The 24,272-nt window shown below is 41.9% G+C and carries 27 protein-coding genes; 16 read left to right on the top strand and 11 right to left on the bottom strand.

Annotated features, from left to right (window positions below; all coding sequences use genetic code 11):
- The first annotated feature begins 77 nt into the window (after positions 1-77).
- From LCM11_RS15370 to LCM11_RS15360, 3 genes are all read left to right on the top strand, one after another.
- On the top strand, positions 78-641 hold the full coding sequence (locus LCM11_RS15370) for a GbsR/MarR family transcriptional regulator (protein WP_224895158.1): 564 nt from the start codon (positions 78-80) through the stop codon (positions 639-641).
- Between the two features lie 772 nt (positions 642-1,413).
- Entirely contained in the window at positions 1,414-2,361 is a 948-nt protein-coding gene (yhaM, locus tag LCM11_RS15365; protein WP_224895157.1) for a 3'-5' exoribonuclease YhaM, read from the top strand.
- A 120-nt stretch (positions 2,362-2,481) separates the two neighbouring features.
- Positions 2,482-2,676 (top strand): sporulation YhaL family protein, encoded by a 195-nt coding sequence (locus tag LCM11_RS15360; RefSeq protein WP_224895155.1) that lies wholly within the window; start codon positions 2,482-2,484, stop codon positions 2,674-2,676.
- Between the two features lie 66 nt (positions 2,677-2,742).
- Here LCM11_RS15360 and LCM11_RS15355 read toward each other — a convergent pair whose 3' ends face one another.
- The 5 genes from LCM11_RS15355 to LCM11_RS15335 all read right to left on the bottom strand — a co-directional run bounded on the left by LCM11_RS15355 (position 2,743) and on the right by LCM11_RS15335 (position 6,357).
- Positions 2,743-3,660 carry a peptidylprolyl isomerase gene (locus LCM11_RS15355; protein WP_224895153.1) on the bottom strand — a complete coding sequence of 306 codons (918 nt, stop codon included), beginning with the start codon at positions 3,658-3,660 and terminating at the stop codon, positions 2,743-2,745.
- 187 nt (positions 3,661-3,847) lie between these two features.
- Positions 3,848-4,030 carry a hypothetical protein gene (locus tag LCM11_RS15350; protein ID WP_041601224.1) on the bottom strand — a complete coding sequence of 61 codons (183 nt, stop codon included), beginning with the start codon at positions 4,028-4,030 and terminating at the stop codon, positions 3,848-3,850.
- Positions 4,031-4,156: 126 nt separating this feature from the next.
- Positions 4,157-4,705, bottom strand: a complete 549-nt coding sequence (locus tag LCM11_RS15345) for a DUF3267 domain-containing protein (protein WP_224895152.1) — start codon at positions 4,703-4,705, stop codon at positions 4,157-4,159.
- A gap of 427 nt (positions 4,706-5,132) precedes the next feature.
- Positions 5,133-5,708, bottom strand: a complete 576-nt coding sequence (locus LCM11_RS15340) for an HTH-type transcriptional regulator Hpr (RefSeq protein ID WP_224895151.1) — start codon at positions 5,706-5,708, stop codon at positions 5,133-5,135.
- A 142-nt stretch (positions 5,709-5,850) separates the two neighbouring features.
- Positions 5,851-6,357: a GbsR/MarR family transcriptional regulator gene (locus LCM11_RS15335; protein WP_224895149.1), complete on the bottom strand. Its 507-nt coding sequence runs from the start codon at positions 6,355-6,357 to the stop codon at positions 5,851-5,853.
- Positions 6,358-6,640: 283 nt separating this feature from the next.
- Between LCM11_RS15335 and proV the strand changes: the two genes are divergently transcribed.
- The 3 genes from proV (at position 6,641) to LCM11_RS15320 (ending at position 9,686) form a co-directional block, all read left to right on the top strand.
- On the top strand, positions 6,641-7,843 hold the full coding sequence (gene proV, locus LCM11_RS15330; protein ID WP_224895148.1) for a glycine betaine/L-proline ABC transporter ATP-binding protein ProV: 1,203 nt from the start codon (positions 6,641-6,643) through the stop codon (positions 7,841-7,843).
- The gene (locus LCM11_RS15325; protein WP_224895147.1) at positions 7,827-8,672 is read left to right on the top strand and encodes an ABC transporter permease; all 846 of its coding nucleotides are present in this window, start codon (positions 7,827-7,829) and stop codon (positions 8,670-8,672) included. The genes proV and LCM11_RS15325 overlap by 17 nt, the downstream gene beginning before the upstream one ends.
- 66 nt (positions 8,673-8,738) lie before the next feature.
- Positions 8,739-9,686: a glycine betaine ABC transporter substrate-binding protein gene (locus tag LCM11_RS15320; protein WP_224895146.1), complete on the top strand. Its 948-nt coding sequence runs from the start codon at positions 8,739-8,741 to the stop codon at positions 9,684-9,686.
- A 42-nt stretch (positions 9,687-9,728) separates the two neighbouring features.
- Here LCM11_RS15320 and LCM11_RS15315 read toward each other — a convergent pair whose 3' ends face one another.
- From LCM11_RS15315 to LCM11_RS15305, 3 genes are all read right to left on the bottom strand, one after another.
- Positions 9,729-10,142, bottom strand: a complete 414-nt coding sequence (locus LCM11_RS15315; RefSeq protein ID WP_224895145.1) for a YtxH domain-containing protein — start codon at positions 10,140-10,142, stop codon at positions 9,729-9,731.
- Between the two features lie 190 nt (positions 10,143-10,332).
- Positions 10,333-10,887 (bottom strand): tryptophan transporter, encoded by a 555-nt coding sequence (locus LCM11_RS15310; RefSeq protein WP_224895144.1) that lies wholly within the window; start codon positions 10,885-10,887, stop codon positions 10,333-10,335.
- Between the two features lie 128 nt (positions 10,888-11,015).
- Positions 11,016-11,450 carry an HIT family protein gene (locus tag LCM11_RS15305; RefSeq protein WP_224895142.1) on the bottom strand — a complete coding sequence of 145 codons (435 nt, stop codon included), beginning with the start codon at positions 11,448-11,450 and terminating at the stop codon, positions 11,016-11,018.
- Positions 11,451-11,597: 147 nt separating this feature from the next.
- On the opposite strand from LCM11_RS15305, the gene LCM11_RS15300 reads away from it, so the two are divergent.
- From LCM11_RS15300 to LCM11_RS15290, 3 genes are all read left to right on the top strand, one after another.
- Positions 11,598-12,341, top strand: coding sequence for an ABC transporter ATP-binding protein (locus LCM11_RS15300; protein WP_224895140.1), 744 nt, complete (start codon positions 11,598-11,600; stop codon positions 12,339-12,341).
- On the top strand, positions 12,334-13,548 hold the full coding sequence (locus tag LCM11_RS15295; protein WP_224895139.1) for an ABC transporter permease: 1,215 nt from the start codon (positions 12,334-12,336) through the stop codon (positions 13,546-13,548). The genes LCM11_RS15300 and LCM11_RS15295 overlap by 8 nt, the downstream gene beginning before the upstream one ends.
- A gap of 184 nt (positions 13,549-13,732) precedes the next feature.
- Entirely contained in the window at positions 13,733-14,440 is a 708-nt protein-coding gene (locus tag LCM11_RS15290; RefSeq protein ID WP_224895138.1) for an EcsC family protein, read from the top strand.
- On the opposite strand, the gene LCM11_RS15285 is transcribed toward LCM11_RS15290, so the two are convergent.
- Both LCM11_RS15285 and LCM11_RS15280 read right to left on the bottom strand, forming a co-directional pair.
- A complete protein-coding gene (locus tag LCM11_RS15285) occupies positions 14,437-15,621 on the bottom strand; it encodes a M20 metallopeptidase family protein (RefSeq protein ID WP_224895137.1) in 1,185 nt (394 codons plus the stop codon). The genes LCM11_RS15290 and LCM11_RS15285 overlap by 4 nt on opposite strands.
- A 430-nt stretch (positions 15,622-16,051) precedes the next feature.
- On the bottom strand, positions 16,052-16,489 hold the full coding sequence (locus tag LCM11_RS15280; protein WP_089752140.1) for a ferritin-like domain-containing protein: 438 nt from the start codon (positions 16,487-16,489) through the stop codon (positions 16,052-16,054).
- A gap of 195 nt (positions 16,490-16,684) precedes the next feature.
- On the opposite strand from LCM11_RS15280, the gene liaF reads away from it, so the two are divergent.
- The 5 genes from liaF to LCM11_RS15255 all read left to right on the top strand — a co-directional run bounded on the left by liaF (position 16,685) and on the right by LCM11_RS15255 (position 20,307).
- Positions 16,685-17,506 carry a cell wall-active antibiotics response protein LiaF gene (liaF, locus tag LCM11_RS15275; protein ID WP_224895136.1) on the top strand — a complete coding sequence of 274 codons (822 nt, stop codon included), beginning with the start codon at positions 16,685-16,687 and terminating at the stop codon, positions 17,504-17,506.
- Between the two features lie 13 nt (positions 17,507-17,519).
- On the top strand, positions 17,520-18,584 hold the full coding sequence (locus LCM11_RS15270; RefSeq protein WP_224895135.1) for a sensor histidine kinase: 1,065 nt from the start codon (positions 17,520-17,522) through the stop codon (positions 18,582-18,584).
- Positions 18,581-19,213, top strand: coding sequence for a response regulator (locus LCM11_RS15265; protein ID WP_224895134.1), 633 nt, complete (start codon positions 18,581-18,583; stop codon positions 19,211-19,213). The genes LCM11_RS15270 and LCM11_RS15265 overlap by 4 nt, the downstream gene beginning before the upstream one ends.
- A 175-nt stretch (positions 19,214-19,388) precedes the next feature.
- Entirely contained in the window at positions 19,389-19,796 is a 408-nt protein-coding gene (locus LCM11_RS15260; protein ID WP_224895133.1) for a disulfide oxidoreductase, read from the top strand.
- 13 nt (positions 19,797-19,809) lie between these two features.
- On the top strand, positions 19,810-20,307 hold the full coding sequence (locus LCM11_RS15255; RefSeq protein ID WP_224895131.1) for a thioredoxin family protein: 498 nt from the start codon (positions 19,810-19,812) through the stop codon (positions 20,305-20,307).
- 33 nt (positions 20,308-20,340) lie between these two features.
- On the opposite strand, the gene LCM11_RS15250 is transcribed toward LCM11_RS15255, so the two are convergent.
- The gene (locus LCM11_RS15250; RefSeq protein ID WP_224895130.1) at positions 20,341-20,844 is read right to left on the bottom strand and encodes an antibiotic biosynthesis monooxygenase family protein; all 504 of its coding nucleotides are present in this window, start codon (positions 20,842-20,844) and stop codon (positions 20,341-20,343) included.
- Positions 20,845-20,941: 97 nt separating this feature from the next.
- Between LCM11_RS15250 and LCM11_RS15245 the strand changes: the two genes are divergently transcribed.
- Together LCM11_RS15245 and hemE are read left to right on the top strand one after the other, a co-directional pair.
- On the top strand, positions 20,942-23,116 hold the full coding sequence (locus tag LCM11_RS15245) for a transglycosylase domain-containing protein (RefSeq protein ID WP_224895129.1): 2,175 nt from the start codon (positions 20,942-20,944) through the stop codon (positions 23,114-23,116).
- A 111-nt stretch (positions 23,117-23,227) separates the two neighbouring features.
- Positions 23,228-24,265: a uroporphyrinogen decarboxylase gene (hemE, locus tag LCM11_RS15240; protein WP_224895128.1), complete on the top strand. Its 1,038-nt coding sequence runs from the start codon at positions 23,228-23,230 to the stop codon at positions 24,263-24,265.
- The last annotated feature ends 7 nt before the right edge of the window (positions 24,266-24,272 follow it).

Below are 24,272 nucleotides of genomic sequence, written 5' to 3'. Positions count from 1 at the left end.
TAAGGTCGCAAAGTACTGTCATTAGTGATAAAATGTTTTAAGATTATAAAGAGGAAATAGCAAATGGAGGGTTTCCATTGCCAAACACACACAACGAAGAATGGAATAAATATGAAGAGACAATCGAACAATTCATACAAGTGATTGCTAAAAACATGAGTTTGTACGGAATCACTCCTTCAATCGGCCGTTTATACGGGGTTTTATATTTTGCGGAGGAGCCAATGACTCTTGATGATATGAGAGAAGCTCTGGCGATGAGCAAGACCAGTATGTCCACTGGTGTACGGGCCCTTTCGGATATGAAGATGGTGGAGCCGTCTTTTAAAAAAGGGGTACGTAAAGACTTGTATAAATCAGAAGAAGATTGGTACAAGTCCTTTACTTCTTTATTCAGCAGCCGTTGGAAACACCATACTGAAACCAATATTGAAGAAGCTGATGAAGCTCTTGAAGAATTGAGAGAATTGAAAGAGAACACAGCTGATCAGGAACTTCAGGAGAAAATTGATCAGGACATATACAGACTGGAGTATGCCCAGGATTATTACCGATGGTTAATTAAATTTATTCATGTGGTGGAATCCGGTGAGATTTTTAAATATGTTCCAAAGATTGATCAGCGGGAAAAAAAGAAATAAAGAACAGACAGAAGCTGGCTTATTATTCCATTAGCTAAAATCACATGCTGAGGGAAGGGTCCAGCTTCTTTGTTATAGGCTCTATTATACCTTCGCCTTGACTATTAAAGAAAAGCTCCCATTACTTGAAGACTCAGTTTCGAGATATTTAGGTTGAGAGGACAGTCCTTCGGGGGACGATTCCGCTTTCCGGCCCTGCACGACGCAGGGTCGTTCGACGTTGCCACAGGATGTGGCGGTCTTAGTCGAACTTCCTATTTGTGGTAAGCTTCCTCAGGCTTCGCCTTCCGGGATCTTACCGATCATGTTCATCCCACAGGAGTCTTCACCGTCCCCCTCCGGACCTTGCGATATATGGAGCTCGAAATCTTGTTCGAAACGCGCCGGTTTATGATGGAGATCAACTTTAAATAAGCGTATACGTCTGTGGAACTCCTGCTATAGAAGCATTTGAGGCGGGTCAAACACCTTTCTATCGCCTATAGAAGGGCCGTTCGCTTTTCAAGCATAGGATGGCGAAGGAAACAAGGAGACTCCCGCGGGAGAAGGAGCTAGGCGAGACCCCACAGAGAGTGAAACGAACGAGGAGGCTTGCCAGTTCCCCCGCAGGAAAGCGAGTTGTTTCCGTAGCCATCCATCTCTCTTTCATAGCAACGGCCCCCATTTATCTCGAACTCGAGTCTTCAACTAACCGACCCTTTAGTGAAACAATCTATTGAAGAAATATCGATGATAATAACTTGTAAAATAACAAAGAAAGGAAGTGGGAGGATTGAAAAAGGGAATAGCACACTACCAAATCGGAGATTCATTTGACTACTTTCTATTAATAAAAACGGCAGTAAAAGGAGTAGCAAGCAATGGCAAGCCATTCTTAACCCTCCTGCTTAAAGATCAGACCGGCGAAATTGATGCTAAACTCTGGGAAGCAAGCTCGGAAGATGAGAGGGTATTCCAACAGGGAGAACTAGTGAAGGTGACTGGGGAAGTAGGCCAGTTTCGCAATAAGCCTCAACTGAAAATCCACAGTATTCGGCCTTCCCAGCCCACAGATGGTGTCTTTCATAACGATTTTATTGAAAAAGCTCCGGTGGATAAGGAAGTGTTGATGGAGAGGATTACAGAGGCCATCTTTGAAATGCAAAATGCTAATTTTCAACGCATCACACGCCAGTTTGTAAAACAGTATCAGGAAGATTTGCTCAGTTATCCGGCAGCTGTGAGAAATCATCATGAATATGTATCGGGACTCGCCCATCATATAGTCAGTATGCTGAACATAGCGAAGGAGATGAGTAAGCTCTATCCAGATATTGATAAAGATTTGCTTTACGCTGGAATTATCCTGCATGATCTCGGCAAAATAAAAGAATTCTCCAATGCCACGGCTCCGTCTTATACCACGGAAGGAAAGTTAATTGGCCATATCTCGCTCATGGCAGAAGAGGTTCGTATCGTCGCTAATGACCTTCAGATTGAAGGCGAAGAAGTCACGGTTCTGCAGCATATGATTCTCTCCCATCACGGAAAAAGCGAGTGGGGTAGTCCAAGGCCGCCTTTAATTAGAGAAGCCGAGCTTTTACACCACATCGATATGCTGGATGCACGAATGAATATGCTGGACAGAGCTTTGAAGAAAACAGCTCCAGGCGAGTTTACGGAGAAGATTTACCCAATGGAACAGCGAGCTTTTTATAAACCTTCGTTTGAAGATAAGTAGAATGGGCAAGGCTTGTCCTGTAAGTTTAATAGACTAAATAGAAGCGGATCTCTAAGCTTGTTCATATTTATTAAATGCTGCTCATAGAATAGATACAAATGGAATAGGGAGGAAACAACCATGTTGTTCGGAATTCCAATTTGGGTCTTCTTTTGTATTGTGTTTATATTTGTTAGCGGTTATATGGCTCTGCGAGCAATGCGAGCGGAATATCATCTGGAACAGCAGCATATTGAGCAGGAAGGACAAGTTTATTTAACTCGTATGGAAGAAGAAAAAGAGAGACGCAATCAACACAGAAAAGTGATGATGTAAGTTAATAATATGAAAAAGTCCCTGGTGTTTATACACATCAGGGACTTTTTCGCTGTAGAATGAATGTTATTCTTCAGTAGAGCTGTTCTCCTCTGAAGAGCCATTTTCAGCTTGTGCAGGTTCTGCCTGCTGTTTAAATAGATCTTTGTATTCGTCAAGCTTGACATCAATTTCAGCTTCTTGCATCATTTTATTCATTTTTTCCTGAAGTTTGGCCTGATCTACCTTTTGGCTGACAAGGGTACGTTTAATTTCCTCTTTCGCTTCCTCGTATGGCTTAACATCTTCAGCGTCACGCTTGTCAGTCACTTTAATAATATGGAAGCCGAACTGAGTTTTAACTGGATCGCTGACTTCACCTTTTTCAAGACCGTAAGCTGCTTCTTCAAATTCCGGAGCCATTTTGCCTGGGCCAAACCATCCTAGTTCGCCGCCTTGCTGAGCAGATCCGTCAGACGAATATTCTTTGGCAAGTTCGGCAAATGAGCCACCATCTTCAAGCTTCTGTTTTACTTCTTTAGCCGTTTCTTCGTCTGAGACTAAAATATGACTCGCTTGTACTTCCGTCTTCATACGTTCATAGTACTGTTTCATTTCTTCTTCTGAAATGTCTACATCTTCAGCTGCTGCTTTTTCCTGAAGAAGGCTGAATCGTATGGTTTCTTTAAATTGTTCTTCATCGGAAAAACCACTTTGTTGCAGAACCATTTCAAACTGGTCACCGTATTGTTCTTTTAATGCTTCAAGTTCTTTATTAACGGCTTCGTCGGATACTTCATATTTATCGGCAAGAACTTCTTTCATCACAAGCTGCTGAAGTACTTGTTCACCGTTCTTGCTTTTCAGTTCCTGATAAAATTCTTCTTTGGTTACGTTTCCGCCACTGGTTTCTACTACGGTTTCTGATTCATCCGCATTGGAAGAACAGGCAGATAAAGTGAATACGCTAGCTGCAAGAGCCGCTGTAATTGCTATTTTTTTCATATCACGTACACTCCTATAAAACATTTTATTATGGTTAACGTAGAGGTTTTCTTCAAGCCCATGAGTAAATATAACACAGAATGACTGGCGACTGCCATATTCTTCATTAAAAATTTGTGACAGGCTGTTTACGACCTGCCGAATCTAAAAAACAGGCCGGGCTGTATGGGCAACCGGGCCTGTCTGTTTAAAGTGTTATAAGCACTTCTACATATGAAGATATGAGTAATATTGTAATGAGGACATTGATAGTCCGGAATACGCGAGTTTGCTTTTCATTCGACATCTTTGTTTTCAAGCATAAGGAATGAGTGAGTGAATTGAATACGAATAAAATAACGAGCGCATACAAGATGAATCCGAATGCCATGACGATGTACCTCCTTTATTCCCTATGAAACTACTCTATCAAAATTTCCAGTAATTGAACAGAAGAAAGGCGTGAAAAATAAAAAGCAGCTGATACACAGGGGTGCAAGCTGCTTAATTAAAAGGGTTACGCTTCTCTTTGACGGATTAAAATATCGTAGCCATCTTTAGCGTTTTCGATCACGCATTTTCTAGGTGCTCTTGCAAAATAGTTTAAATATAGAAAGTCAGGAAATGATAATCCAATATTAACTGCTGCAAAAATTACCAAATATGCAAAGTAATTAGGGAAAACACAGCTCATGATGAGTGTTGGAATCGTAATAAAGAAAGTCGGCGCTAAGGCCATCATCATGGATGTCTGTTTTGATAATTTAGATTTACATTGGTAAGTGAACGTCGGCAGCATTCTTCTTCTGAATTTGAATTTTACACTAAAACGCTTGTAAAGCAGCACTAAAGGCAAAATATGCATAAGCCGATGTATAGCCGGTAAAAAGAATAAAATAACAATTAATGGCAGAAAGCCATGATCTTTCATATCATGCGTGCCATGCAGCATGGAAAATGGAAGATATAGTAACAAAAAGGACAGTAGTCCTGTTAAAAATGACATCAGATAAACACGATTGAGACCGAATTCTTTATTGATGTTCACTGATTTCCAGCAATTCATCATAGAATCCCCCTTTACTGCAGAAATTGGTGTGAGTAAGTTACGATAATTTTATATAAAATTAGTATTTATAATGCGTTCTTGTTTGACTTGCACATTTGGAATAATAGTACCTTTACAAGGAAAAAGCAATAGGTTTTTCGTAAAAAAAATAATTGCTTTATAAACCGCCATGGTGGGGCTGAACGTGGAGAGAATTATGGAGAGATGAAAGACTAAAGTAGGAAAATTGTGAAAAATTAAGCAGCAGGATAGGAATGGCATAGTGACAGGGTGTTTAAAAGCGTGAAGAGATCTAAAGAGGAGGGGCAATTCCGCGCATCCTGTAAAAAGATGGTCTATGTCAGGCAACAGGAAAAATGTTTTGAATATTTCCCCAGACAAAAAAATCCCTTCCTGAAGTGGTGACTTCATGGAAGGGAAATGATTAGGAAGATTTAGTTTGGTTTTTAAAGTCTTCAAGATCAGCAGGCTCTTCTTGAACGGAAGCTTCATCTTCAATGTTTTCCAATGATCGTTCAAGGATTTCCATATATTCTTCCCCGTAAATTTCCTTTATGAGGGCGGATAAGTCTAGAAATTCCGGTAATTTACCGTACATTTCCGTCATTGGAAGTGAACCGCGAAGAACAGAATTATCTTCCGGGTTATATTCGCTTAACGTAGCCTCAAGAAGCTCGTTACCATCATCCGTAAGTTCTATATACGTATTCCTTTTATCATTCTCACGCTTGGAAAATTGAAGGAGACCGCGTTTTTCAAGTTTCTTTGAGAAGTTAAACGCTGTAGAGACATGCATGACTCCAAACTTGGAAATTTCAGAGATGCTGGCCCCTTTCAAATGATAGGCGATCCATAGAATATGGTGTTCATTGATGTTGAGCTGAAAGGGCTTCGCCCATTCTTGCCAATCTTTTTCGATGGCTTTCCAAAGCGCCTTGGATAGCTGGGCCATTTTATGACTATAAAAAATAGCTTCTCGCTTGGAAATTCTTTCCTTCATCATCTCACCTTCTTTACGTATAGGTTACATCTATTGTGACAGGTTTGTTTACATATTGAAAGTGATAATGCGCAAGAATGTTATTTTTGTAAAGCAATTCTAATATTTTCCGTCCTGTTTAGTAGCTTCCAACAAATAAAGACTATTTTGGGTCCAATTTATGGAATGTTTTCAATATATTTTCATGAAATCCTATCATTTGTTCCAGCCTTTGATATAAAAGATCAGCTTCTTCCATCTGCTTCTCACTGGAAAACTCGCGATAACGATTTTTTAGCTGATTTTCTACTTTTTTTAAATTCGTTTCCTGTTCGTTGGTGGCCGTCTGCCACTTATTAATATAGGAGGACATGAAAATTTTATAGATGCTTTTATTCGCTTGAAACAAATCTTTGCGTACCCCTTTTTTCCATACACGGTTCACCAGCCCCTGATCTATCAAGGAACGGACACCTGTACTCATGGAGGTTTTGCTCTTACCAAGAGCCTGACTCATTTCATCGAGGGTCATAGGATGAGGATTAATGTAGATCGTAACGAATAATCTCGCTTCTGCGGGTGTTAATCCAAACATTTCTAAGGTTTTAGAGAATTCGGTTATGACTTTTGTATGAATGTCTTCCAGTGATTGATGATCTTTTAATACCATAAGATCCTCCTTCAATTCATTGCTACATTCACATTACTATTATATGGATAAAAATGAAAATTCACTATAAGCAAGTAAAATGAAGTATTTTAGAGTAATTCAAAATAAATTACTGAAATCATTCTGTAAAGTTTATACTGTACGTAAATTTCAAACTAAAATAAATGAATTTATAGTTTGAACTATTTATTACAAATAGGTTACAGTTATAAGGTGGAAAGATGAGTGCGGATAAAATTTCGACATAGACGTACCATAATAATAAAAACTAGAGGTGATAGACGTGCCGATTATTCAAGTTGAGAACTTATCCAAAATCTTCGGTAAGCAGGCTAAGAAAGCCACCAAGTATTTGGACGAAGGTTTATCCAAGGAGGAGATCCTGGAGAAAACTGGTAATACCGTAGGGGTCAATCGGGCTTCCTTTAATGTTGAAGAGGGAGAAATCTTCGTAATTATGGGGTTATCCGGAAGTGGTAAATCAACGCTCGTTCGATTGGTCAATAGACTGATTGAGCCGACAGAGGGAAGCGTTTATATTGATGGACAGGACTTAGCCAAAATGGATAGTAAAAGTCTTCGGGAAGTCCGCCGTCAAAAATTAAGCATGGTTTTCCAGCGCTTTGCTTTGTTTCCGCACCGAACAATCCTTGAAAATGCCGAATTTGGTCTAGAGGTTCAGGGCATCGATAAAGAAGAAAGAAAGAAAAAAGCTCGCGAGTCGTTAGAAATGGTGGGACTTGGCGGATATATTAATCAGTTCCCGTCGCAATTGTCTGGCGGGATGCAGCAGCGTGTAGGACTTGCCCGTGCTTTAGCAAACGAGCCTGAAGTTCTGCTTATGGACGAAGCCTTTTCAGCTTTAGATCCATTAATTAGAAAAGAGATGCAGGATGAGCTGCTGGAATTGCAGCAAACAATGAAGAAAACCATCCTATTCATTACACACGATTTAGATGAGGCTCTCCGCATTGGAGATCGAATTGCCTTGATGAATGATGGTAAAATTGTTCAGATAGGTACGCCGGAAGAAATTCTGGTCAACCCGGCGAATGATTATGTAGAGAAGTTCGTAGCAGACGTGGATCGTTCCAAAGTATTAACGGCCGAACACATTATGAAACGTCCTGAAACTGTTGATGTTCAGAAGCATGGGCCAAGAACAGCACTTGAGCGAATGCGTAAGGAAGGCCTTTCAAGCATTTACGTTACGGATGCCAAACGTAAGCTGTATGGATACGTAATGGCCGATGATGTGGCTGAGGCTGTTAAAAATGAGCAGAAAGATCTGAAAGAGATTATGCGTACGGACATTCTGAAAGTTGAAAAAGACACATCCATGTCGGAAATCTTCAACCTGATTCATGATGCACCGGTCCCTGTCGCCGTCGTAGAAAACGACAGATTATTAGGCATTATTGTTCGAGGAGCAGTAATTGCCGCACTAGCTGGAAATGAGGTGAATCTCAATGGAATTGATTCCTAAAATACCTGTAGCCGATTGGGTATCCTCTTTTACGGAGTGGGTTACCGATACATTTGAACCTTTATTTGATTTTATAAAAAATGACTTTGGCGATTTTATTGAAATGTTTGCTGAAGACTGGTTAATGAATATTCCAATTTGGCTATTTATTATTGTTGTAGGTGTTATTGCTTTCTTTATCTCTGGTAAGAAACTGGGCTTAACCGCCTTCTCGGTTGTAGGCCTGTGGTTCATTTCCAACCAGGAACTATGGGAAGAACTAATGAATACATTCACACTTGTCATATTCGCCAGTTTGATCTCTGTCATTATCGGTGTTCCTTTTGGCATATGGATGGCCAAAAGCGCGACTGTGGAGAAAATCCTGACACCTATTCTGGACTTTATGCAGACGATGCCGGCCTTCGTATATCTAATCCCGGCTGTAGCATTCTTTAGTATTGGAATGGTTCCAGGGGTAGCTGCATCCGTTATTTTCGCGACACCGCCTACAGTGCGTTTTACTAACCTGGGAATTCGTCAGGTGTCTCACGAATTAATCGAAGCATCTGATTCCTTTGGTACAACGAACACGCAGAAATTATTTAAAGTTCAATTGCCAATGGCTAAGAAAACGATTATGGCAGGAATTAACCAGACGGTTATGCTTGCTTTGTCTATGGTTGTTATTGCTTCCATGATCGGTGCCAAAGGGCTGGGGCAAACGGTTATTACCGGACTCCAGCGTGCTGACGTAGGTACAGGTTTTGTGGCCGGTCTTGGAATTGTAATTCTGGCTATTATTATTGACCGCTTTACCCAGAATTTGAACACCCAGCGTGGTGAATAATTGTTTTTAAGTGAGGGCTGGATAGCCCAGTCCTCATCTAATAAATTATAAAAAGGAGCAAATGACATGTTTAAATTTGATTGGAAACGTCTTAGTGTAGCAGCTGGTCTTTCACTGACTCTTGTAGCAGCAGGCTGTGGATCGTCTGATGAAGGTTCTGAAGGAACAAGTGGAGATAGCAATGAAGGTGGAGAATCTACTTCAGAAGAAGTAAACTACGGAGAAGAAATGAACTATGAAATTACAGGTATCGAGGCAGGTGCAGGTGTTGTTAAGGCTGCTCAAAGCGCTGTAGAAGAATATGAAAACCTGGCTGGATGGGAAGTATCTACATCCTCTTCAGGTGCGATGGCTACAGCTCTAGGACAGGCTGTTGAGAATGAAGAGCCTATTATTGTAACAGGCTGGACACCACACTGGAAATTCGCTAAATACGATTTGAAGTATCTTGAAGATCCTAAAGAAGTTTTTGGTGGAGAAGAGCAAATTAAAACAATGGTACGTAAAGGTTTGAAAGAAGAAAAACCAAATGCTTACAAAATTTTAGATCAGTTTAATTGGACAGCCGCTGATATGGAAGAAGTTATGCTTGAAATCAATGAAGGGGCTGAACCTGCAGAGGCAGCGAAAAACTGGATTGAGAATAACCAGGAAGCTGTGAACTCTTGGACAGAAGGTACAGAAGAAGTGGACGGCACAGAAGTTGAACTTGTTTTTGTAAACTGGGATTCAGAAATTGCTTCTACGAACGTAGTAGCGGAAGTAATGAAACAGCAAGGTTTTAATGTGACCATTACACCACTTGATAATGGACCAATGTGGGAAGCTGTCTCAGAAGGAGAAGTAACCGGAATGGTAGCTGCCTGGCTTCCAGCAACACATGGTGACCTTTATGAACAGCATAAGGATAACCTGGAAGACCTAGGTGCAAATCTAGAAGGCGCTAGAGTTGGATTAGTTGTTCCGAAGTATATGGAAGTTGACTCCATTGAAGATTTAAAACCAGCTGAATAATAATAAAAAATCGGAAGGCGGGAAACCGCCTTCCGATTTTTTTTAATGGTTATTTACTTCATCTTTGGGGGGATTATCATCCTCGACATCATTTCCCTGCTCAGCTTTTGCCTTCTCTTCCAACTCTTTTAGACTTTCTTCAATTTGTTCTAAGTATTTCTGGATGTTTTTCTGGTGGGGCTCTACAGTTTTTTTCCAGCTTTCAATCGATGTTTTTACATCTTCAGATAGTTCTTTGATCAAATCTGCTCCTTCTTTGGAGGTCTGGGCAATTTGATCCTTCAACTGCATACCTTCTTCCCGCAGACTGAGTACGGTGTTTTTTAAGTTTTCGCTTTTTAAGCGGGCGCCTTCTCTAAATTCACGTCCAGATGAAGGGGCGCTGAGAAGTGTATAAGCGGCTCCTGCGATACTGCCTACGATAAAACCTAAAGTTAAAGATTTTGCATTTGGCATAAAAAATCTCCTTTCCTATCTCCTGTTTTATTATTTTCTCTTATATTAAAAGAACCAAACATAAAATAATAAATAAAATAGAGCATCATGAAGATAAACTGTAGGTGAGATTTCTCGGGTGATGGTAAATAGAAGGCACTACATTTGCTGCAGTGCCTTTAACTTCTTACTATTTCTTTCTAATAACCCTTCAGTTCCCTTTAGAAATGGAAGGGAAAGAAGCGGGGAGAACTTCCTTTATGCTGGATCTTCTTAAAATGGAAACAGCAATTGGATATATAACCGCCATGAACGCGAGGTTCAGGGCCGCAGTTGGTAAAACAACTGTTAGGAACATGGCAGAAAAGCTTGCTTGCATTAAACCGATAACATTTAGAACAAGGCTTAAAAAGATCGTCCCGCTGATTACGGTCCCCACAGCTGCCAAGGCAGGTGCGCCCCACTTGGAAGTGCGTAAAGGACGAATCAATAAAACAATTCCAAACACGACTAAGCCTGTTACAGGTTTATCAATTAAATTCGCTAACTGACCCCCTGGTACCGTCGTAGTTAATGCGGAAATAAAACCGGTAGCAATCGATAGAATGAGCACATACGGAAGCTTAGGGAATAATAAAATACCTAAGAACATCATGGCAAGCATCATATCCGGCCTCATCCCCAGGAAGAACGGGGGGACAATAGCGTGCAGAACGGCTCCAATACCAACAAATAAAGATAGCATGACTAACACTCGAGTATTCATTTGTACATCTCTCCTCAACTAAACTAGTCTCTTTTTAATTTACAATCCAAACGTGCCCTCGTGGCCGCTTGCGAATGCATAGCTGTATTATACCAAAACAAATGTTGAAAAATCAAAGCATCGCAAAGTTATTTAGGGATATTCTGATTGATTTCTCCGGCAATACTTTGTAAGTTTTCTGGGGAATAATCATCGGCATGTGTTTCCCATTTGGCTTCAAATCCATCTTGGTCTCCATATCTTGGAAGCAGGTGGATATGTAAGTGATAAACAGATTGACCAGCCGGGGCTTCGTTGTTATTCAAAACATTCATTCCAATAGGATCATAGGTTTCTTTAAGGGCATTCGCAATCTTTGGAATGCGGGAAAATAATTTCTCCGCCACATCCGGGTGCGTATGATAAATGTCTTTGGAATGCTGCTTAGGAATGACCAGCGTGTGGCCCTTCGTTACTTGACTGATATCAAGAAACGCATAAACGTCTTCATCCTCATAAACTTTAGCTGATGGAATATCTCCATCTACGATTTTGCAGAAAACACAATCTTGTGCTTCAGACATGTCCAACACTCCTTTAACTTTTGTTATATTGTACCATAAAAGCAGGTGGGACCTCGATGGTCAGCCTCCTATCTCCGTCTATGCAAGTCTTGAAGGAATTGTGGTAGAATTTGATAAGAATGTATGCTTATGAAAAGAGGGATCAAGTTGAATTCGTTACTTCAAGTAAAGAACCTTCACGGAGGTTATACCCATAAAAATGTGCTGCATGGAATCTCGTTTCAAGTACAGCCTGGTGAAATTGTCGGGCTGATCGGTTTAAATGGAGCGGGGAAAAGTACAACGATTAAACATATTATAGGCATGATGCAGGCGAAGGATGGAGAAGTTTCCATTAACGGAACATCATTTGAGAAAAACCCTGAGGAATACCGCCAGCAGCTTGGTTACATACCCGAAATGCCGATTCTGTACGATGAATTGACTTTGTTTGAACATCTCGAATTAACAGCTATGGCTTATAATGTCCCGGAAGATGTGTTTAAGAAACGTCTGGATCCTTTATTGAAGGAGTTCCGATTGGAGAAGAAGCTTAAGTGGTTTCCTGTTCATTTTTCGAAAGGGATGCGTCAAAAAGTCATGATCATGTGCGCCTTCTTAATTGAGCCGGAATTATATATTGTTGATGAACCATTCGTGGGTCTCGACCCTCTTGGGATTCAGTCGTATCTGCACTTGATGGAAGAAATGAAAGACAAAGGGGCCGGTGTGCTCATGTCGACTCACATTTTAGCTACTGCTGAAAAATACTGTGACCGTTTTATTATTCTTCATGATGGCAAAATACGTGCAATGGGGACGCTGGAGGAATTAAGGCAGTCCTTTGGACGCCCGCGTGCCTCTCTGGACGAAATTTACGTTCAGCTGACAAAGGAAGACGATCATGATTAATGCTAAAGAACTCTGGAAGCGCCGATTTTCGGAACATATGAAAGAGACAAGCCGTTACTTAAAGTATATCTTTAACGAGCATATTGGTATAGCTTTATTCTTCTTTCTAGCGGCTCTCGCTTATTATTATCAGCAATGGCTGGCTGATCTTCCGGAAGCATTCCCGACCAACTGGGTAGTGGGAATTGCCTTTGGGTTGATTGCAAGCTACAGTCCTGTACGGACCCTTCTGAAAGAACCTGACCTGGTCTTTCTTTTGCCAGCTGAATATCAATTGGATGCTTATTTTAAAAGAAGTCTTTATTACAGCTTTATCGTGCAGATTTATATGGTTCTTCTTGTGGCGGCAGCACTGGGACCGCTCTACTTTGCTTCTTATCCTGATCTTGGAAGTCGTCATTACCTTGTAATGATTGGTGTTGTGTTTGTGGTGAAAATTTGGAATATGCTCTCCAACTGGTGGATGCTGAAGGAAAGAAATGCAAGGATCCGGAATACGGACCAAGTGGTAAAAGTCGCTTTGAACATTATGATCTTCTACTTTCTGTCACAGGGTGAATGGCTGTATGCAAGTATTGTAACGATTCTGCTCGCTGCACTCGTGTTGTACACCTACAGTCTTTCAAGTAAAAAAGCCGGCCTCGCCTGGGATCTGCTGGTTGAAAAAGATCAGCAGAGAATGAGAACGTTTTATCGCATTGCGAACATGTTTATCGATGTACCGCATTTGAAAAATACCGTCAAGAAGCGTCATTCGCTCATCCGGACATTGCTTAAACCGGTTACGTACAAACAAAGCCACACCTTTACGTATCTGTACCGGATTACGTTTATCCGGAGCAGTGATTATCTAGGGATGTATCTTCGTTTAATGGTGATCGGTGGACTTGCGATCTGGTTTGTGCCAAACATTTGGATGAAAGTTGCCTTTGCCATTTTATTTTTATATTTGAGTGCTTTCCAGATGATGACGCTTTGGAATCATCACCGTACGAATATATGGCTCGATTTATATCCTATAAAAAAAGAGTGGAAGCAAGGAGCATTACTGGATTGGCTGCGTCAGATTATGCTTTTTCAAACGTTTGTATTTGGGGTGCTGTTTATTATTCAGTGGAACCTTTTGGGGCTGTTGATCGTATGGATTGGAGGAAGTGCCTTCAGCATTGCCTTTATCCAGGGTTATGTTAAACAGAAGTTAACGTAAAAAGAGGGGCGCAAAGTGATGCGCTCCTCTTTTATAAAGTTTTAATCTTAATTAATGAATTGCTTTGAAAGAACAACTTGAACTAGTGAGTGTTTCATTAATGTTTGGACGTTTCGTCACGAGGGCTTTTAAAGTGTGTTTAATTGTATGGTAAAGATATTTGAATAAAGAGGAGTTGTTACTTGTGAGCTATGAAGAAAAAGCGCTGAAGGAAGCTTTACGCTGGAGACGTTCTTTAGACAAAAGATCTTCTTTAATGCAGAGGCAATCGAAAAGAGTCCAGGCGGCTGTTAATAACAAAATTCCGGACAAAGTTCATAGCGTGGTGACAGAAAGTATTCGAAGGATGATTGAAACTGCACTTACAACTTCTGAGTACATCCGTCCATTGGAAGTAAATCCTGAATGGACTTTAGAGGAAAGAGAAGAAAAGTTAGAGGAAATTCTAAAGCAGTATAAACAGACGGCAGCTTTTGAGGGAGCAGGAACGGGTTTCGGTGGATTTTGGCTCGGTTTAGCAGATTTCCCTTTGTTCCTTAGTATTAAAATGAAGTTCCTGTTCGATGCAGGACAGCTCTACGGGTTTAATGTGGAGTCATATGAAGAAAAAGTATACCTACTGCACATATTCATGCTGGCATTTTCCAGTGATGATGCCCGGAGAGATATGAAAGATGTGGTATTGGACTGGGAGCAGATTCCAGAAAGTCGTAAACAAATTGATTGGAAAACGCTGCAGATTGAATACCGGGATACATTGGATTTCGTGAAATTGCTGCAGCTCTTTCCCGGAATCGGAGCGGCTGTAGGGTATATTGCGAATGGAAGGCTGCTTCAGCATTTAGGGGAGACGACTAAAAATGCCAGCCGCCTCCGTTTACTGAATAATTAAGAATTCTGGTGTCTTTCCTGATAACTTCGATAAGCCTGCAATAAAGTTTTTGCTGCATGGTTCATCGCTTTTTCATCAAAATCAAATTTTGGGTGATGGTGTGGATAATAATGTTCGGGAATTTGAGCTCCGGTAAAGTAGAAAGCGCCGGGCTTTTCCAACAGATAATAAGCGAAGTCTTCACCGGCCATGACCGGCTCCACTTCTTGAGTGCGGAGACTGCTGTCTGCTTCGTGAGCCCGATCCAGGACAAGTTCGGCTTCTGCTTCATGGTTGACTACTGGCGGATAGCCTTTTTCATAGTTAAAGGAATAGTCAGCTTCATAGCCTGTACATGTACCTTTTATGATTTTTTCCATTTCTTCAATGATCAGCTGTTGTACTTCGGGATCGAACGTTCTGACTGTTCCTGTCAGCTTAGCTGAATCGGCAATAATGTTAAATGTATGGCCGGCTTCAAATGTTCCTACAGATAATACGGCTGTTTTAAGTGGATCCACTCTGCGGCTGACCACCTGCTGTAAAGAAGTGACAAGCTGAGAGGCAATGACAATTGCATCCTTCGTCTGGTGCGGCTGAGCTCCATGCCCGCCCTTACCTTGAATGACAATTTCAAAACGATCGGCTCCTGCCATGAAGGGTCCTTTTGCTGTTTCAATTACATTCATGGGCGTGTTAACCCATAAGTGAGTACCGAATACAGCATCAATATGATCGAGTTTGCCTGATTCCACAATCGGCTTGGCTCCACCAGGGGCATATTCTTCGGCGTGCTGGTGCAGAAAGACCACTGTGCCGGGGAGATCGTCTTGAAAAGGGACAAGTGCTTCGGCGAGACCAAGCAGAGCTGCAGTATGGCCGTCGTGACCGCACGCATGCATAGCCCCATCGTTTTGGGATTTGAATTCAAGATGATCGTTTTCTTCCTGTATTGGAAGAGCGTCAAAATCCGCTCTTAAGGCTACTGTCTTTCCGGGTTTTCCACCTTCAAGTGTAGCCAGCACTCCATTACCGCCTACTTTTTCTTCGTAGGGAACCCCTAAACGTTTATATGTATCTGCAATGTACTGGGCAGTTTCTTCTTCATAGAAAGAAACTTCAGGGTGCTGGTGCAGGTGCCTGCGTGTGTGAACCATTTTTTCATATTGTTCATCGATTGCTTGAAAGACGTCATTCCACATTCGTAATTTCCTCCTATGATTTCTATAGATTGCATAAAGTGTAATATAAGTAACCCTAATTCTCAAACAAATTAGATTAGTCTAAAAAATGAGAGGTTTAAAAGACTCTGCTAAATCTCTAGTCTTTCAACAAAAGCTCCCTTTTCTGTAAGACTCAGTTTCGAGACTTTTGTGAGAATTTGGTCCTGCGGGGGACGATTTCGCTTTTCGGCCCTGCACGATGCAACGTCGATCGATCCTACGTCTTGTAGGGCCGCAGGAAAGCGAGTTGTTTCCGTAGCCATCCCTCCTCTGTATTAAGTATCGGGCCAAAGATATCTCGCAACTGAGTCTTCAACTATTCGGTCCTATTGTGTAATATCTTTTTTAATTTTTATAACATTTATTAGGTACAAAAAAACCGCTGCTTGAGCAGCGGTTTTGAATTCATTTATTCAGCTAATCGAGAATCCTGTAGCATACGACCGATTTCTTCATAGTGACCTGTTTCATCAGAAATCAAGTCATCAAGTTTAACTGAGAGTTCAGTCAGGCCTAGTTCTTCTGCCTGAACCTTACGCTCTTCATAACGCTTGATGGTTTGACGTTCAGCTTCTCTAGCTTCTTCAAGCATCGGTTTCACTTCAGTATGCTGCTTCACTTCTGCTGGAGTTGTAGTAGGCGTGCCGCCAAGTATGCTGATTTTCTCGGATAAGTAAAGGGCATGTCCTTGTTCATCAGCCACTTCGCTTTCGAAAAATGGTTTCAATACAGAACGATATAGACCGGAAACGACCGCTGCATTATACGTGTACATGATTGAAGCGGCATATTCGTTGGCCAAGTCTTCATTTAGTCCCTCGATTAATACCTTCATTTTTTCATCCATATGACAACATCCTTTCTATAAAAAAGTTGCACAGTTTAGATATTCCCTGAGACTTGCTGTTTAAACCCTATCTCTTTATTTTCTAAGTCTCCGACTTAAGGCGGAGAATAAACCCATCTTGCGCTTGTTTCTAAGTAACAGGATAAACGCTAAAGTAAGGATATGGAGAACGTTTCTTTTTTGAGGAAGGGATTCTTGGAAGAAATAGAGAATAACTCATCGCAGGATGAAAAAAGGGTGATTCAATTGAAAAAAAGAGCAGGAAATATTTTATTAGCCACAGGATTGGTTGTGGTTGGTGCCATTCTTCTATTAGCCAACCTCGGGATTATTTCCTTGGAAATAGAGTTTTCATGGGCTACGATTTATCCAGTTCTGTTAGCTGGGTTTGGGTTGAAATTGTGGGGAGACTCTCTTTTGAAACAAGGGGGATCCTGGACGTTAGGCTCCTTTCTTACAGTGTTTGGAGTTCTACTGATTATGGATCGTTTTGAAGTGATCACATTTCAATTTGCGGATGTTCTGCGTTTGTGGCCGTTGTTATTTATATATATCGGTTTCAGTATTTTTCTAGGTGGTCAGAAAACGAAAAAATTTGAATTTGATACAGTTAAAGCTTCCTACCACGAACCTTCTTCAGGCAAGAAGAGAAAATCAACTAAGATGCTCATTGGAGATCATTCCTATAATGCTGAGAACTGGAAGGTCGAACCCATGGATTTATGGAATGGCATAGGGGACTACAAGTTTGATTTTACACGAGCATTCATTCCCGATGGGGATACTCCGATCATTGTAAGAGGCTGGATTGGAGACGTGAAAATGATTATTCCAAATAACCTTGCGTTCCGTGTTGAAGCGAAAATTAAGACGGGGGATATAAAAGTGGGCGGCCAGACAGCTGATGGTCTACGAAGAGAGATTGTGTATGAAACAGATGATTACCAGACGGCTGATAGGAGATTATCTCTTTGGATTGATTTCAATGTCGGTTCAATTAAGGTCGAGCGTGTGTAGGGGGGGAAGCAGTATGTTTAAGCAGTTGAACAGTATTCGATATATGTACATCCGTTCGCATTTGTACGGGCTTATCTTGAATATATTTATTATGCTTGCTCTTCTTCTTTCTGTTCATGTGTGGTTTAATCCCGCCTGGCTTCACCCTGGTGCGATATTGTTTTTTATCGCTTCTTATCTCTTAGTGGGATTTGTAATGGCGGTCTACGCCGGATTCAAATCGAGCGGGGATATGAAGCAGCGCATGGACTATATTTCTACGATGATTACCAGACTTGCCCGCGGCGAGTTGTCATCACGGCTTTATTTTAATGAGGAGGACGAAATTACAGGAATCGCTGACGAGCTGAACACCCTTGGGGAGAAACTGCATCAGCAGCGGGAATCTCTTCTAAAACTTGCGGATGAAAAAGGGGAGTTAGCACGTTCTGCACATAAAGCAGCGACCATTGAAGAACGGCAGCGTTTGGCAAGAGATCTTCACGATGCGGTCAGTCAGCAGCTGTTTGCTTTAACGATGATGGCTCAGGCGGCTGACCGTATAATTGAAAAGAAACCTGAACAAGCCAAAAAACAGCTGAAGGAAATTACTCAAATGGCTTTGCAGGCTCAAACAGAAATGAGAGCACTGCTTCTGCATTTACGGCCGGTTCACTTATCAGGTGAACCCCTGGGACAGGGGATTGCTTCGCTTATTGAAGAACTGAAGCAAAAATGTTCCCTTGATTTTAAGGTTCAAATGGAAGAGGTTTCAGATTTGTCGAAGACGACGGAGGAACACCTTTTCAGAGTAGTCCAGGAGGCGCTTTCGAACATCCTCCGACATGCCAACGCTAAGGAAGTGAGGGTGGAAATGACGAGCTCCGGCCGGGAAGTGTTTTTACATATTGCTGATGACGGTGCGGGGTTTCATGCAGAACACAAACAAGACAACAAAGCATCCTATGGGTTGAAAACGATGAGAGAACGCTGTGAAGAGGTAGGCGGCGAATTCACGATCCGTTCCCGCGTAGGAGAAGGGACTCACATCGATCTCCGAGTTCCCAAACAGTTAACTTTAAAGGAGGCAGAGGAATGATACGTGTCGTAGTAGTTGATGATCATGAAGTGGTTCGCAAAGGCGTGATCGCCTACCTGAATACGGAAGAGGAGCTCGAGATTGTGGGGGAAGCCTCAGATGGTTATACAGGAGCAAGCCTAGTAAAAGAATTAAAACCAGACGTTGTGTTAATGGATTTAATTATGGAAAACGGAACGGGAATTGAAGCTACAAGAGAAATAATGAAAACAGAGAAATGCCGTATTATTATTCTGACAAGCTTTTACGACGATGAAAAGGTGTTTCCGGCACTTGAAGCCGGGGCGTTCAGCTATATGCTGAAGACTTCGTCAGCTGACGAAATTGCCGAAGCAATCAAAAAAGCATATCGTGGCGAAAACGTGATTGAGCCTAAAGTGGCCACTAAGATGATGACTCGTTTCCGACAGGATAAGAAACCTCATGAAGAATTGACCAACCGTGAGCGGGAAGTTTTATTATGTATTGGAGAAGGGATGACTAATCAGGAGATTAGTGACCACCTTTTCATTGGGATTAAAACAGTAAAAACGCACGTGAGCAATGTGCTCAGCAAGTTAGAAGTACAGGATCGTACTCAAGCTGCCGTCTATGTCCACCGCAATGGTCTTTTGAAAAAGGAATCATAAGCCCAAGTTTTTTACACAGCCATTACTTTCTCGATACATGTAGAGCCACTTCGTGTGGCTTTTTTCGTTTCTGTGACAACTTTGTGATAAGTGTAGATTAGATGCAAAACTATTTTGTTTTCGAAACAATCCCTAGTATAATATCAAGTTAGAGAGGTAGAAAGGAAAATGACGAATGAAGGCGAATCATGAAAATCGATTGTTTATCATTTGGGCGGCCGCGCTTACCGCCACAGCCGGAAGCTTATTCTTCTCAGAGTTTATGGGCTATGAACCTTGTGAGCTATGCTGGTACCAGCGTATCCTCATGTATCCGCTTGTGATTATATATGGGGTTGGACTGGTTAAGAAAAATGCAGCTATGACGCTGCCGGGGCTCATTCTTAGTGGAATTGGGACCATTGTTTCCCTGTATCATTACTTATTGCAGAAAGTTCCCGCAATAGGTGCAGGGGATGCTTGTGGACTGGTTCCATGTAACGTACAGTACATTAATGTTTTTGGCTTTATTACCATTCCTTTTCTGGCAGGAACAGCATTTATTATTATTTTCATTACTCATCTATCCATGGTAAGGAAGTAAAGGGGAATTTAACATGAAGAAAAAAATGGTCATTTTTGGTACAGGCTTGGCTGTATTAATCGCTGTATTGATCTTTGTAGTGAACTACCAGAACAGTCAGAAGACAGCCGATAATCCTTATGGTAAGGATAACCTTAATCAAGCAACAATCGATCAGCTGGATAATGAAAATTATAAAAACCAAATTCAGCCTGACGAATTAGAAGAACAAATTGAATCCGGTGAAGACACAACCGTTTACTTTTACAGCCCTACCTGTGTTCATTGCCAGCGTACGACTCCTGTCGTTGTGCCGATGACTCAGGAGCTTGGCGTTGATATGAAGAAATTGAATCTGCTTGAGTTTGAAGATCAATGGGATAAATATGGTATTGAAGGAACGCCGACCATCGTTCATTTTGAGAATGGCGAAGAAACGGCACGGATTTCAGGCGAACAGCCCGTAACCACTTTTGATAACTTTTTCCGTCAAGAAGTTTTAGATGAGGAGTCCGGACAGTCAGAAGAATAAAAAAGTGAGCGGCACTGTCCGCTCACTTTTCGTTTATTCCTCTAATTGAAGCATTTGATACTTGGTAATGTAGGCATCTCCATCAATAAATGAAGGTTTTTTCTCGTGCTTTGGTCCTGAATTTTTGTGAGCCTGCTCGAAGGATTGGGAGTTCTTCCAATCTTCAAAGTCCTGTGCATTGCGCCACTGAGTCAGCACCACGTACGTATTGCCTTTGACAGGTCTCAGAATACGGAGCGCTTGAAAGCCTTCCCTATTCTCAACATTCCCTGCACGATTTTTGAAACGGTCCTCGAATACAGGACGTCCCTCGTCAGCTACAGGGATATTATTCATTACAACATATCCCTTAGGTTGAAGGCTGCCGACGGAGTCCACAATTTCGTACTCGCGCCCTTCTTCAAAAATTGGATTCTCTCCTTCGTAATAAGCCACTGTTTTATCCTGGTCCTGCATAAATAAGAGGTGAGCATCTGGGTGTTGTTTGTCTAATTTAGCTAAGTAATTCAAAGTGCCATTTGTCATCGATACTTTCATAATGGATGTCTCCTTTCCAACATTAATTTCAGTTTAGCAATTGGAATGGTGAACCCGCAAGTTTGAAAGAGATTGCACAAGAAAGGGTGCATAGAAAGTGAAACAATATGATTATCTTAAGCCAATTCAGCGTGCAGCAAGACGTGTACGATGGGCTGGCATAATCCTTGCTATCCTGGTCATGGCCGGTGTGTTAGGGTATATAACCATCCTGTTTGGAGGACGTTTAGTCGTTAGTGAAGAAGATCTGGTATTAGACGAAAAATCGTTTGTTGAAACAAAAGATGGAGAGGTTATTGAAGAGATTTATACGAAAAACAGGGAGATTATCGATATATCCGATGTCCCTGAGCACGTCCAGCAGGCGTTTGTAGCGATTGAAGACAGCCGCTTCTATGAACATTCAGGAATTGATTTTAAATCGATTGTTCGAGCCGTTTATAAAGATATCATCGCTATGGCGAAGGTTGAAGGAGCCAGTACCATTACACAACAGGTTGCAAAGAATATATCTTTATCTAATGATAAAACGTGGATGAGGAAGACGAAAGAAGTTATGGCTGCTATTTATTTGGAGCGGAATTTTACGAAAGATGAAATTTTGGAACTCTATTTAAACCGGATCTATTTTGGAGAGGGTGTTTATGGAATTGAGGCCGCTGCCGAGCACTATTTTCAAAGTCCTGCTTCAGAACTTACGGTAGCTGAAGGTGCGCTGCTTGCCGGTATGCCGAAAGCTCCGAATTCCTATTCTCCTTTTGATAACCCGGAAGAAGCGAAAGAACGGCGTAACCTTGTTCTTTCGCGCATGCATGACACAGGAAGTATATCGGCTGCCGATATGAAGAGCTATCAGGGTGCAACTCTGGGAGCGGAAGAAGTTGAATCTGAAAGCGAAACGTGGACGAATAGTTACGTGGATTTAGTAATCGCAGAAGCTGCAGAGAAATATGACATTTCCAGGGACGAGTTAAAGCGTGGAGGATACCGCGTGATTGTGGAAATGGATCCTGTTGCCCAGCGGATTGCCGCTGAAAATGTGAAGAATGGGGAATTTGTTCCAGGCACGAACGGGGAAGTTCAAGGGGCATTTACATTGATGGATCATAAAACAGGGGCATTGCGCGCAATTGTCGGAGGCAGAGATTTTAAACACGGTGATATTAACCGTGTATTAACCTCGCATCAGCCGGCTTCTGCCATCAAACCTCTTGCCGTTTATGGACCAGCCCTAATGACTGAAAAGTACACCCCTTATACGGTGCTTCCAGATGAAAAGCAGGAATTCGCGGATAATTGGACACCGGAAAATTACGACGGTGAATATGCCGGCTCTGTGTCTCTTTATCAGGCACTTAGCCAGTCCAAAAACGTCCCTGCTGTGTGGCTTCTGGATCAAATGGGTATTGGTTATGCAAAAGGTTATTTGAAAAAGCTTGGTCTTGATACGAAAGATAAAGGGCTGGCCATTGCTCTTGGAGGACTTTCAGAAGGATATACCCCTCTCCAGATGACAGAAGCTTATCGCAGTTTTGCTCAAAACGGAAAGGTCACAGAAAGCTATACGATTACACAAATTAAGGATAGGTCCGAGGCTGTGATCCATAAACATCAAAGTGAAGAAGAAACGGAAGTATTCAGTCCACAAACCGCCTGGTACATGACGGAAATGCTGCAAAGTGCCGTCAGTGAGGGCACGGCTAGTGCAGGCAATTACCGAAAAGCACTGGCAGGAAAAACGGGAACCCAGCAGCACACTGCAGGGGATAACAAGGACGTCTGGTTCGCAGGATATACTCCAGAGTATGTTGGAACGTTGTGGATGGGCTATGATCAGGCTGGTGATAATTTCCGGCTAGAGGGTGGAAGCAGTTATCCTACCAGACTGATGAAGGAAATATTATCCCAGATCGACGAGCAGAAGAACTTACAGGAAAGTTTTGAACGTCCTGAGGGAGTAGAAGATTTGCCGGAACCGATTGAAATGCCTGTTATCGAAGACGCATCAGGATCATTAAGCTTATCGGGACTTGCTAGATTCCGCGGAACCATAAGCTGGACACCTGCGGACGACGATCGTCTGGTTTACCGTATTTACAGAGAAGAAGAAGGAGAAGATGTAAAAGTAGGGGAAGTAACTGGAAAAGGCGAGTTTAAAGTGAATGCCTTTGGAATATTCGATCAGACCACGTATTACATCGTTCCTTTTGATCCGTTGACCGGAAGAGAAGGGAAACCGTCCAATAAAGTAACCCTGAATTGGGACCTGTGAAAAAACGAACAATCTCGTGAAAATTAGTTCATTATTCTATACAGACGAGGGATATATCGTTATAGTGGAAAGCGGATGAACGATGAACGTGGATAAAGGAGCTAGGTGATTATGAATAAAATTGAAAACGATACGATATTAAGGGCTTTTCGAGGAGAAAAGACGGAGCATACACCGGTTTGGTTTATGCGCCAGGCGGGAAGATCCCAGCCTGAATATCGTAAATTAAAAGAGAAGTATTCGTTATTTGAAATTACACACGAGCCTGAACTTTGCGCTTATGTGACCCGCCTTCCCGTGGAACAGTACGGAGTCGATGCCGCCATTCTTTATAAAGATATTATGTCTCCTCTCCCCGCACTGGGCGTAGATGTGGAGATTAAGAAGGGGATCGGGCCGGTAATTCACAATCCAATTCGCTCCAAAGCCGATGTGGAAAACCTGGGAACCATTGATCCTGAATCCGATGTTCCTTATGTACTGGATACGATCAGACTTCTCACAAAAGAGCAGCTGACGGTTCCTTTAATTGGCTTCAGTGGTGCACCATTTACACTGGCGAGTTATATGGTGGAAGGTGGTCCTTCCAAAAACTATAATAAGACCAAATCCTTAATGTACAGCGAACCTATGACATGGTTTGCTTTAATGGACAAATTGGCTGATATGGTAATTACTTATGTCCGTGCTCAAGTGAAAGCAGGCGCAAAAGCGATTCAGATCTTTGATTCGTGGGTTGGTGCTTTAAATGTAGAGGATTACCGCACATATATTAAACCAGTTATGGAAAGAATCTTCAGCGAGTTACGATCCGAGGGAGTACCGCTTATTCTATTCGGTGTAGGTGCCCGCCATCTGGCTCTTGAGTGGAATGACCTGCCTGTAGATGTGATGGGACTTGATTGGAGAATGTCCATTACCGAAGCAAGAAGTAATGGCATTACAAAGCCGTTGCAGGGAAATCTGGATCCGTCTCTACTCCTGGCTGATTGGGACGTGATGGAAGAGCGGACGAAGCGTATTATTGATGAAGGGCGCGAGCATCCGGCTCACATATTTAATCTCGGACACGGCGTCACACCTGATATCAAACCGGAAACATTGAAACGATTGACCAATCTGGTCCATGAGTATTCAAAATCTAAGTAAGAGGTGA

The organism is Halobacillus halophilus, assembly GCF_020171985.1.
In the GTDB taxonomy this organism is placed as follows: Bacteria; Bacillota; Bacilli; order Bacillales; family Halobacillaceae; genus Halobacillus; species Halobacillus halophilus_A.
Note: the sequence above shows the minus strand (reverse complement) of the source record. Positions and strands in the feature narration are given on the sequence as shown.